Consider the following 927-nt stretch of genomic DNA (forward strand, 5'->3'; position numbering starts at 1 on the left):
GTCGATACGGGGCAGTTCGGCCGGCAAGGGCTTGCGCTTGCCCCGTGCTTTCTTCTTGCCAGCGCCTGCGCGCGCATCGGCCGCAGGCGGTAGATCGGCGGTGTCGCTGGCCTCGGGCGCGGACTGGACCAGCGCTTCGGCTTCGTCGAAGAGCCAGCCCTGGCCCGCATGCGACTCGCTCGCGCGCCCGAACAGGCGCTGGCGCGACAAACGCAGCTGTTCGTAGAGTTCGAGGATACGCGCCTCGAAGGCACGCTGTTGTGCCTGCAGCAAGGCTTTGAGGGCCGCAGGATCGTCCGGCAACTGCTCGGGAAGGGCAAATGCGCGCGCGCCGCCGGCGGGGTTCGAGAGGGTGTCGGCGGCGCTGTATGACATGCCGCAATTATACCCGATAACGCTACGTAACTGATTGGAAATGCAGAGTTTTATGCGGCTTTGCCGCCCATAGATCGAAGCCCTCGAGCAGCCACTCGAGCTGCTTCATCGTCAGCACGCAGGTGGGCTCGCCAGCGTCGGCCGCAGGCCATGCAAAGCGTTCTGCTTCGAGCCGCTTGTACCACAGGCAGAATCCATTGCGGTGCCAGTACAGCGCCTTGAGCTTGTCGCGGCGGCGGTTGATGAACAGATACAGCGCGTCGCCAAACGGGTTCAGGCCCAGTTCCTGCTCGACCAGCGCCGACAGCCCGCCGATCGATTTGCGAAAGTCGATCGCCGCCCGGTACAGATACACCGCGCCAATGCGGTGACCCGGATGCATCAGCGCCCCCGCTCACGCAGGGCTGCCGACAGCGCAGCCAACCAATCCACGCTGGGCAGCGCTGCACACTCGAGCCGCAATTCGGTGCCGATGACCACCGTGTGACCTGCCGCCGTCGCACCCGGCCGAGCGACATGCACGGGAACGAAACCGCTCGCCTGGTGACGACG

General features: G+C 65.5%; 2 protein-coding genes. Both read right to left on the reverse strand.

Annotation, left to right across the window (positions count from 1 at the left end):
- Window positions 1–375, reverse strand: a 375-nt coding sequence (locus ACKVEX_RS16565) for a transposase domain-containing protein (protein WP_473216843.1), incomplete at its 3' end; no start/stop codon positions are given.
- A gap of 22 nt (window positions 376–397) precedes the next feature.
- Window positions 398–757 carry an IS66 family insertion sequence element accessory protein TnpB gene (tnpB, locus tag ACKVEX_RS16570; protein WP_473216844.1) on the reverse strand — a complete coding sequence of 120 codons (360 nt, stop codon included), beginning with the start codon at window positions 755–757 and terminating at the stop codon, window positions 398–400.
- Between the last annotated feature and the right edge of the window lie 170 nt (window positions 758–927).

The organism is Denitraticella aggregata, assembly GCF_048158365.1.
Taxonomy (GTDB): Bacteria; Pseudomonadota; Gammaproteobacteria; order Burkholderiales; family Rhodocyclaceae; genus Azoarcus_F.

Coding starts and splice junctions, on each gene's coding strand:
- tnpB (WP_473216844.1), bottom strand. CDS start 757: ATGCATCCGGGTCACCGCATTGGCGCGGTGTATCTGTACCGGGCGGCG.